At 65.4% G+C, this 11,288-nt stretch carries 1 protein-coding gene and 1 pseudogene; both read left to right on the top strand.

Annotated features, from left to right (window positions below):
- The first annotated feature begins 75 nt into the window (after positions 1-75).
- A complete protein-coding gene (locus ABT342_RS37230; RefSeq protein ID WP_351583756.1) occupies positions 76-10,041 on the top strand; it encodes a hypothetical protein in 9,966 nt (3,321 codons plus the stop codon).
- Between the two features lie 57 nt (positions 10,042-10,098).
- A pseudogene (locus ABT342_RS37225) lies at positions 10,099-11,196 on the top strand (IS3 family transposase).
- The last annotated feature ends 92 nt before the right edge of the window (positions 11,197-11,288 follow it).

Here is an 11,288-nt window from a genome sequence, read left to right as displayed (position 1 = left end):
TCGGGCCCTCCCGGGCCCGGTGCGCAGGGTCAGGACTCCGACACGGACAACCCGGCGTCGGACACCGACACCCTGGTGGACGTCGACACCGGCCCGGCTCCCGTCTACGGTGCGCTGGCGCCGATCGACGTGGGTGGCACGAGCCTGGACTTCGACCCCACCACCCCCACCACCAGCCCCACCACCACCAAAGCCGACACCACCACCTCCAACATCAGCAGTGCCGGAAGCCCCAGCGCCAACGGCAGCCAGCCGCACGGTCAGGGATCCGGTGTTGGAGGTGATCGCGGGCGGGACACCGGGTCGGAGAACGCATGGCGTACTGGTGGCGATACGAGCACTGAGGCGCATGTGGCCGGCGGTCGGGGCGGGGGTTCTGGCGGGGTTGCGGGTGTTGGTCAGCAGGCCGCGGAGCAAGGTGGCATCGGTCAGAGCGTGACGGTGGCCCAGGGCCTGGAGCGCACCAGTCCGATCCCGCCCGGTCGTGGGCAGGACCAGGTTCCTTCTTTGAGTGATAGGGAGTCGGTGAAGGTGCCGGCATCATCGCGGTCCGGTGCCGGGTCCGTGGAGGGCGGGATCGCGTCGGAGTCCAGCCGGAACGGCACCTCGACCGGGCTGCAGGAGGCGCTGCGTGGATCCGACCAGACGGGTTTCGAGGTCACGGCTGCTGGATCGCCGAGCCTGACGGTCGCACCCGGCACGGCCGGCATCCCGGGGGAAGGTGACTCTGGCCCGTTGCGGAGCGGGCCGGTGTTGCCGGACCTGCCTGGGGTGGACGAGTCGGGCGGTGCTGCGAGCGCTGTGTCCGGTGGTGATCACACAGGCGAGGACTCGGACTCCACCGCGGTTGCGCAGGTCGCGGGGCTCGGCTCGTTCCCGGTACCGCAGGAGCAGGGGCTGGGGGAAGGGGATGCCGGGGACTGGGAGGCGGGTTCTGACGAGGTGTGGCTGGGGGAGAGGCGGTTTGGGAGTGCTGGTCAGCTGACGCAGGATCTTGTGGACGCGGTGGTCTCGACCGGGAGCACGACAGCGTCGGACGGGCACTTTGCGGGGCCGGGTTGGGATCTGTTCGGGCTGGAGAAGTCCGGTCCGCTGCCCGTGCCGTTGTTGTCGGGGCGGGCGGATCCGCGTACGGAGACGTTGCTGCTGGCCAAGAGGGTCGTGACGAGGCTTGTCCAGGGTCTGCAGGAGCGGGACGGTGACCTGGACCTGGCCCGTGTTGACGGCCTGCTTGAGGGGCATCCGCAGGGGAACATGATCTGGGAGAGCGTGTTCAAGTTCCTGAGCGTGAAACCTGAACTCGCCTCCCGGGTGCAGACTTTGACCGACCACCGGCCCGGGCCGGGCGGCGATGAGCACACGGTGCAGCTGCCCGCAGCGGCCCTCGCTCTCCTCGACTTCACCCCACCCTCCACCCAAGGACAACCGCAGCTCCCACCGCGGTCGCCGAACACGTCGCCCGCCGGACACCCGAAGCCGGTCCGGCTGCGCGGGACTTTGCCCTCGCCCGGTCCGGACGAGGTGAAGAGCCGTTTCGATGCCTTCCTTGCCGCCCCCCATCCGAATCCGAATCCGGATTCGGATTCGGATTCGGATTCGGATTCGGATTCGGATTCGGGTTGGGGGCCGAAGCGGGTGGGGGTGCGGAGTCATTTCCTTCCCGATCCCGAACATGGTGCGGAGGTGCCTTCGGCGTTCCGTTTCCTGCCTGAGCATCCGCAGGTGACCACGGTCGTCCTGCATGGTGAGGACGGGCAGCCTCTCATCGAGGGCAGCGGGCAGGACGCGGCCGGGTTCCTGGACTACACGGCGGGTCAGGGTTTGTGGGATAGGTCGGGTCTGCTGGTGATGTTCGGGTGCGGGCAGCTCGGTGGCCCGCACAGCACCGCCGCGGACACCGCCATGTCTTGTGGGGGCTGGGTGCTGGCACCGACCGCGCGTGAGAGTGGTGTCGAGCCGTTCACCGGCAACTTCGTCTCCACCCCGGCCCATACGCTCCTCACCAGCCAGCCGGGTGACCCTTCCGCCACCGTTCCGCTACCGGTGCAGGTACAGCCGTTCGCCCTGCACGGCCCGAACGGCGAGTACCTTCCCCTGCACAACAATCTCACCGACAGCCTCACCGCGCTCGGGCTTCCCCCGCACACCACACCCCACCCCCACACCAACCTGATCACCCTGGGCCGCGACCAGAACAAGAAGACCACCACCCCAGCACCGGCATCGAAGCGTGCTCCTGTCCCGCGGGTGAGGGCGTCTTCGCCGTCGTTCGCCGCGGCGATGGAAGCGTTCCAGGGCCTGACGTTCAGCAACCCCACCGAGCCGGCACCGTCCGGCGGTCAGGTGGCCGAGCCCAACGTCACCCGTGCCGTGGGCCTCGCCTACACCACCCAGATCCCTTATCACAAGGCCATCCCGCTGCGTGAGGTCCAGCGGATCATGTGGCCACGCGATGACCCCGACAAAGACCCCGGCATCGGCAAAGTCCACGGCCTGCTGCTCGATCACCCCTCCTACGCCACGGCCTTCCGCACCGCCAAGGGAATCTGGGGCAATCGAGGCATCGGCCACGAGGATGCCGAGAAGGAGATCCGTGAGCTGGTCGCCGACGAGTCCCTGCACCCCAGCACCGCCGACCTCTGGTTCCAGCACCTCCACATCCTCGACTCCCTAGTCCGCCCGGCATGGGAGGAACGGCACACCCTCACCGCCTCGGGTGGCAAGCCGGCCGGGCCCAGCCCGGACCTTGGCCTCAACCCGGACTCTGATGCCGAGTCCGAGCCTGACTTCAGCCTCGACTTCGCTGTGGACTTCGCCTATGGCAGCGTCCTGGACCCGTCCGAGGAATCCGGTTCCCTGGACGAACTCGTGAGTTTTCTGGGCCGCACCGAGTCCGAGGTCCACGACCTGCTGCGCCAACACCCCCCCTACAGGAAGGCCTTCCGCACCGCCACAGGCATCTGGACGGATCCGGACCTCACCCGCGAGGCCGCTGAAAAGAACATCCGCGACCTGGCCGCCGGCGAACTCCTGCACAGCACCATCGCCGACCTGTGGTGCCAAATCCTCCACACACTTGACCCCACACAACGCCCGGCACAGAACCCGGGCCACGTCTCCTCCCACGACCCGGAGTCCGAGTCCGAGTCCGAGTCCGATGGGATGGACCTGGGCCTGGGCCTGGACGTGCTGTTGCAGGGCCATGACCTGCCGGGGCCGGGCAGTGATGCGTCGCTGGAGGCGTGGAGTGAGTGGTTCGGGTCGTTGGAGGGGTTGGGGGATGCGCGGGAGAAGTATCAGCCGAACCTCGCGCAGAAGGTGCTGCTCGCCGCCGGCGGCTGGCAGCCCACCACCGTCAAAGCCGACGGTGAATGCCTCTTCGCCTCCATCGTCCAAGCCCTCGGCACCGACAAGGTCGACCACGTCCTCAACAACCTCCAGGACGGCATCCGGCCCCCCGACGGTCTCCCGCGGATCCGGCGCATGCGACGCGCCACCGCCGCACTCCTCACCTCAGACCAGCACACCGACATCCTGCCCGAGATGACCGACCCCGAAGAACGCGAAGAACACGCCAAGTTCATCGCCCAACCCGGCAACTTCAACAACCATGCCGGCGACCACACCACCCGCCTCACCGCCGAACTCTTCGGCGTCCACCACCACATCTTCGAAGAACACGGCCAGATCCTCCCCATCGGCTATGCCGAGCCCGGCACCCGACCCGTCATCGGCCTCATCCGCTACGAATACCCCACCTACCACTTCACCACCATCCACCGACCCCACCCCGGCGCACCGCCCATCCCCCCACCCCCCGCCCTCCAGAGCGACCACACCTACCTCACCCTCACCCAGGCCCTGGACAGCATCCGCGCCGACGTCGTCAAACAGGCCTCCACCGTCCAGACAGCCACCCGGAAACTCATCGCCGACGCATTCAACGGTGACCGCGACGCCCTCGCCGCCATCTGCCGCCTGCGCTACCACCACCACCAACTCACCACCCTGATCACCTCACCCCGCCTCCACCAACTCCTCGCCGGCTGGCCCACCACCAACACCCCAGGCTCCTACCACCCCGCAGCCCTCCTCCACATCCACTACCTCATCAACCACCTCACCCACCCCGAGCGGCCCACACCCCCCTTCCACGCCCTCATCCACAACGCCACCACCCACCAGATCGACCAACTCCGCACCACACTCCTCGGCCAAGGCACCCAACCCAACAAACACACACCCCCGCAAACACACCCCAACCGCCGCGAAGACTACGTCGCCACCGCCGCCCTCATCACACACGCCCAAACAACCCACACCCACCTCAACCAACCCCCCCACCACACTCACCTCAAACCCCTCCACACCCACCTCACCACCACCACAACAACAACCCCCAAGCCCAACCCGACACCCAGCCCCACCACCACAGACCCGAACCCGAACACCACCGCGATCACCCCCGATACAGACGCCGACACCATGCCGGTCGACTCCGGCCCGGACATCACCATGGCCGACTCCGCCACGGAAACAGCTGGCAAGAACCCAACGGCCGACCCTGTCACCGCACCGAATCCGCAGACGCAGACGCAGACCCAGCCGGAGACGGAGGCCCGGCCGTTCATGAACGAGCCGGCCGGCCCGCCCACATACGTCCGCGGCCCCCGACTCACCGCACTCCTCGACGCAAAGATCCAACGACTCGAAGCAGCCGGTGACACCCGAACCGTCATCCGCGAGAAACTGGAACTCCAGCACCTGCTCACCGACACCGAAATCAACAAGCACCTCACCCGGCCCGACTCCCAGCGACAGCGACGACTGGAACTCGACACCCTCACCCCAGCCCAGCAAACCTGGCTCCACCACTACACCCACGAAGCCAAAGCCAAACACCCAGACCTCACCCCCTCCATCCTCGCCGAACACGTATTCCGCGAACTCCCCTACCTGCAAAAGGTCCCCACCACCCAACACATCACCCAAGCCCTCACCACACCCCTCCCACCCAAAGGCTACGGACCACCCGGAACCCTCAACATCACCGACCTCCCCACCCCCGTACTCCAACGACTCACCCGCACCATCAAAGAAGCCAACCAGACCCAACAACCCCTCCACACACTCCCCAACACCCTCCACCAGAACAACGGCCTCGCAGGAACCCTCCCCAACACCACCATCCAACAACTCGCCCAACACGCGGGAATCACACCCCAATGGCCCGACTGGCCAAACGGACTCGACAACCACACCCACGACGACACCGAATCCACCAAGACCCAGCCAAACACCGAAGACCTCAACACAACCGAGGCCCCAACAGCATCACCCGAAACCGTCCCGCAGACCCCCGAAGGTGCACCCTCGGCACCTACTCCCATCGACAACGAGGAATCGCCTGACACCACGTCGATCATCCCACCGGGCATGCAAACAGACATTCTGCGGCGCTACGAACAGGATGAGAACCTCTCCCAGATAGCGAAAGCCTGCCGCAGAATTCGTCCCGATCTGAATATCTCGATCGACGACATCGTCGATGTCATCGTGCCCCGAGCCAAGACGATCGATACTTCGGCACCCGCCACTGTGTCGGGCCTGACAGTTGATATTGAAAAAGCGATCCGAAAACGCTTTGCATTGAATCAAAATCTCCATAGAATTGCGATGTGGGTTAGCGAAGCATGCAATTCGAAGGTCACGGCCCATGATATCGCCGGCATCCTCACTCCTGGCGCGAGCCTGATCAGCACCTCTAATCTGACCCGGCTTGAGTATGTGAATTTTGTCGCTATTGTCTATCGACAGTACGCAAAGGGAGGGATGAAGGTTCAAGCGATCGCGAATCGCGCCCGAAGTCAGCTAGGAATGAAAAACTACTTCACGGGGAACCAGGTCGTGAAGATACTCAGCCAGAAGGTGAAACAGGCGAGGCGCTGGGAGCCGGCCATGGGCGAGCGGGTACTACTTAAACAGCGGCGCCGAGATTATGATCCGGGTGGCGCAACGTCGCTTGTCGGTGCTGTCCACGCGGCGGAGTCGGATTACATCAAATCCTTTCTGCGAGAAAAGGGTAGAGATGTCTCCAATGTGATCAGCCAGCAAGAGTCGCTGGCGGAATATATGAAGGAAAACGACCGGGGAGTGTCTGACCCTCAGGGGTTCGCCGACGTGCTGAACCTTCGGCTCACCGTCCACCGTGAGGTCGAGGACGAGCCGAAGGTGTATGGCCATGAGGCCTCGGCGCACGTCGTCCACCTCCTGGAAACGGTCGTAGGACACACCGTTGCGTTCGTGATGTTGAAGCCGGCCGACAACCCGCAGCAGGGCGTGCTGATTGAGAGTTCCCGCGCAACCCCGCAGGAACTGCTTGAAGAGCAGCGTCGCGTTAACAATCCGGGTGATAGGACCACCCTGCTCGGTGCCGTCCACGCGGCAGCCCCGACGTACATCAACACCCTTCTCGGAGCGCAGGATAGAGATGTCTCCAACGTGATCAGCCAGCAAGAGTCGCTGGCGGACTACATGAAGGACAACGAGCGGGGAGTGTCTGACCCACAGGGATTCGCCGACCTGCTGAATCTTCGGATCATTGTCTACCGCGCAGGTGGCCGGCCCGAGGTGTATGGCAGCGGTGCCACGGTCCTCGATGTCCATCTCCAGGCAACGCCACGCGATGACGGCAGCGTTGCGTTCCGGATGTTCACGCCGGCCGACAACCCGCAGCAGGGCGTGCTGATTGAGAGTTCCCGCGCAACCCCGCAGGAACTGCTTGAAGAGCAGCGTCGCGTTAACAATCCGGGTGATAGGACCACCCTGCTCGGTGCCGTCCACGCGGCAGCCCCGACGTACATCAACACCCTTCTCGGAGCGCAGGATAGAGATGTCTCCAACGTGATCAGCCAGCAAGAGTCGCTGGCGGACTACATGAAGGACAACGAGCGGGGAGTGTCTGACCCACAGGGATTCGCCGACCTGCTGAATCTTCGGATCATTGTCTACCGCGCAGGTGGCCGGCCCGAGGTGTATGGCAGCGGTGCCACGGTCCTCGATGTCCATCTCCAGGCAACGCCACGCGATGACGGCAGCGTTGCGTTCCGGATGTTCACGCCGGCCGACAACCCGCAGCGGGACAAGCGCGTTCGCGAAAACAGCACGGACGTCAGCCAGACCGAACCCGCCCCTCGCCGCCAGCGCACCGCATCTCCGCACCGTGCCTCGCCATCGCTGGGATCGGAGGCGGACACCAGCGCGCCGCCGGTATCCGTCGACAAGCCGACTCCGCCATCGCTTGCTCGTGCCGAGTCGCCCGATTCCGACGGGGTCAGCCAGGACGAGTCGGAGACGACCGAAAGTCCCTCGTCGACCGATACCGAGGAAAGTGGCAACACTCCCGCTCTCACAAGCCTCCAGCTGCTCGCAAGCATCGCGGACTTCGCCAAAAAGGTGGTCGCCAGCCCTCCGGCATCGCCGGGCAGCGACGATGCGCCCCTCGTTGGTCTGCGGCTCGCTGTGCTGATTGATGCGAAGGTCGAACGTCTCACGGCCGCCGGCTTGACCTTGCCCGACATCCAAACGCGGCTCCGCAAGGAAGAGTGGCTCACCGCCGAGGAAGCCGCGGATCACGTCACGAACCGCATCAGGTACGACCAGTTGGACCTCGGCACACTCCCGGCGGTCGAGCAGACCTGGTTCCACCAGCAGGTCCACCAGTCCAAGGCGCAGAACGTCGGAATGGACAACGCGGAACTGGCGGAGGAGGTGTTCAGGGAACTGCCATTCCTCGAGAGGATGCCCACCGCCCAGCAGATCGCGGACGCCATCGCGCAGCCTCTCCCGCCGCAGGACACCGTCCGGGACCTGCTCATGTCAGACGTCACTCCTGTGGTTGACTCGATGGAGGTGTCCTTCGGGGAGGGGGAGCTCAACGGCCCGCCTGGCGGGGATGGAACCGGGTCGGATCTCAACCTTGGTGAGGGGCAGTTCAACCCCGATGCGGTCACCAACCCGTTGAACCTGCCCGATCCAGAGGTACTCGGCACTCCGGCCAACTTCGAGATGTTCCTGGCGTCAGGCGCCGGCACCGACGAGCTGTTTGCAAGTCTTGCGGCTGAAGGCGTGAACGTCTCTGTGGGCGGCGACGACAGCACGTCCGCCACGGGAGAGTGGCTGGATCTCGACACGGTGTTCCCGGTCGGGCCGCCTTTGTCCGCGGTGCAGGCCGACGAGACCGACACGCCGGCCAACTTCGAGATGTTCCTGGCGTCAGGCGCCGGCACCGACGAGCTGTTTGCAAGTCTTGCGGCTGAAGGCGTGAACGTCTCTGTGGGCGGCGACGACAGCACGTCCGCCACGGGAGAGTGGCTGGATCTCGACACGGTGTTCCCGGTCGGGCCGCCTTTGCTCGCGGTGCAGGCCGACGAGACCGACACCCAAACCCCGGAGATGGACAACACCCCACACACAAACTGGGGCCTGTTTCCCCTTGCGCAGTCACCTCACGTCGGCGGGTCCGGCCAGGGCGAGGTGAAGACGCCCGGGGATCCCCCGACGACTGAGAGGGTGACCGATGATGACGATCCGCTGACCACGAACAGCCCTCCAGCCGCGACCCGCCCGCAGCCGCCCAAGGGGGTGCCCTCCCGGGCCTCGACGTCCGCCACTGCGCCGGTCATCCCCCCCGACATCCGAGAGGAAATCCTGCGGCGCAACGAGCAAAATCACACCTTCCACAACATCAGGAATTATATCTTCGACAAAACCGGGCTTGATCTCACGCAGAATGAGGTTATCGGCCTCATCACACCCAACGCCAAGGCGGTCGTCCTTAGTGAGCTCAGCGAAACCGAGAGGCACCTTTTCGCCGCCATCGTCCATCGGAAGGCGGAGGGGACGATGACCAATCAGAAGCTCGCGAATTATGCCCGGAAAAGGCTGGGACTTATAGATTATTTCACCAGCAGACAAGTCGCCCAGATACGCGAGGGGGAGTTGTCCTGGGCGAAGCCCTGGGAGCCGAACTCGACCGAGGAGGTCCTGCTTGAACAGCGGGGTCTCTCTTGCGATCCGGGAGGTGCGACCACGCTCCTCGGCGCCCTCTACGCGGCAGCCCCGAAGCACATCACCAAACTTCTCGACGACAACAAAATGGATGTCTCCAACCTGGTCCGCAAGCACGAGTCGCTGGCGGACTACGTGAACGACAACAGCCCGGGAACACCCGGCAACCGGGACATCGCCAACCTGCTGAACCTGCAGCTCACCCTCCACAGCGACGGCAAGAACCTTCCCCAGGTGTACCGCGGCGCGAAGGTGGACCAGGAAGTCCACATCCTGAAAACACGCCATGCCGGCAGCGATGCGTACGTGATGCTGACGCCGCCCGACAACCCACGGCGGCATGGTGCCTCCGCACCGCCGGGACCGGCAGCGGACACCCGCCCGTCGCCAGTAACCGGCCACCAGCCCACCCCGCCACCACATCTCCCCAACAAGCCGCCCCACCCCGACGGGACCCACCAGAACACGACGAAAACACCCCCCAGCCATCACGCGACCCATACCGCGGACAGCGGCAACACATCCGACCTCAACGACGTGATGTCGCCCCCCGACTTCTCCGCCTGGCTGACCTCCCACACCGTCCCCGCAAACGAACCGACAGGCCCCTCCACCGATGCCCAAAACATCGGCAACCCACCGGGCCACGGCTACGTGTGGACCGCCGCCGTCCATGAGGACATGGTCAGCCTCTACCCGGTCGATGACCCCATGGAGTCGACCCCTACCGCACACTTCGACAGCACACCGCTCGACAATGACCACATCTCGACCACCGATATCACCGGGCAGTTCCACCCCCACACGACCGTTGACCCCATGGACTTCTCCTTCAACGCCGAGGAACTGTACAACAGCTTCATGGACCTCGATCCCATGGACGTCTCCACCGGCAACGAGGCCGACAGCGTGCCGTCCGGCCAGAACCAGGAGTACTTCAACCTCGACGACTGGCTCAACCCCGGGCCTTGACCCTTGATCCTGGACACACGAGACACTGGATCCCGAGGATCTGAGAACGGACATCTCGTGGTCATGAAGAACTATCCGCCGCAGTTCAAGGCGGACGCGGTCGCGCCGTACGAGTCGCGGCCCGAGGCGACGATCCGGCAGGTCGCTGCCGATCTGGGGATCAACTCCGAGACCCTGCGGAACTGGGTCCGGGCGGCCGGAGCGAGCCGGCCTCGAGGGTGCCGGGTGGAGGTGTCGGCAGAGCCGCCGACGCCGTTGGAGGCGGAGAACGCCGCTCTGCGGAAGAAGTTCCGTGAGCTGGAGGAAGAGCACGAGATCCTGCGGAAGGCGGCGAAGTATTTCGCCTGGGAGACGCGCCGGTGAACCGCTTCCAGTTCGTCGCCGACCATCAGCGCCGTTACGGCGTGAAGCGGCTGTGCACCATCGTGGGCATCGCCCGCTCCAGGCGAGCCGGGCGTCGGCCGCCTGCCGGGCGGCTCGGTCCGAGGCCGTCCGACGAGTCGGACGGCACCTACGCGCCCCCAGGATCACGGCCGAACGCCGCGAGGCGGGCGAGCGCGTCAGCCACAAGCGGGTCGCGCGGCTAATGCAGGCTGCCGGTCTGGCGGGCGTGCGCTTGCGTCGCAGACACCGCACCACGGTCGCGGACCCGGCCGCGGCGAAGGCCCCGGACCTCATCGGCCGCGACTTCACAGCAAGCGTGCCGAACACCAAGTACGTCGGCGACTTCACCTATCTCCCGCTCGACGGCGGGAAGTTCCTCTACCTGGCCACCGTCATCGATCTCGCCTCACGCCGCCTGGCCGTATGGGCGATCGCGGACCATATGCGACCGGCCTCGTCATCGACCCCCTGGCCGCCGCCGAACGCGCCCGCGGCAGCCTCTCCGGAGCGGTCATGCACACCGATCACGGCGCCCGGTACACCAGCCGGGCCTTCGCCGACGCCTGCCGCCAGGCCGGCGTCCGCCAGTCCATGAGCGCGATCGGCAGCTCGGCGGCCAACGCGCTCGCCGAGTCCTTCAACGCGACGTTCAAACGAGAAACGCTTCAGGGCCGAAAGCACTGGTCTAGCGAACGCAAAACCCGTCTCGACGCGTTCCGCCGGCTCAACCGCCGCAACACCCAACGCCGTCATTCCCACCTCGGACAATGAACCGTTCCGGGTTCGATAGAGATCTCAGATGGTGGTTGTGACCTGGGGTTTCGTGGTCGTTCGGTAGTGGTTGGCTTCGTATTCGGCGGGCG

It is taken from the genome of Streptomyces sp. NPDC000410 (assembly GCF_040300305.1).
Classification (GTDB): Bacteria; Actinomycetota; Actinomycetes; order Streptomycetales; family Streptomycetaceae; genus Streptomyces.
This window is presented reverse-complemented; position numbering and strand designations above follow the sequence as displayed.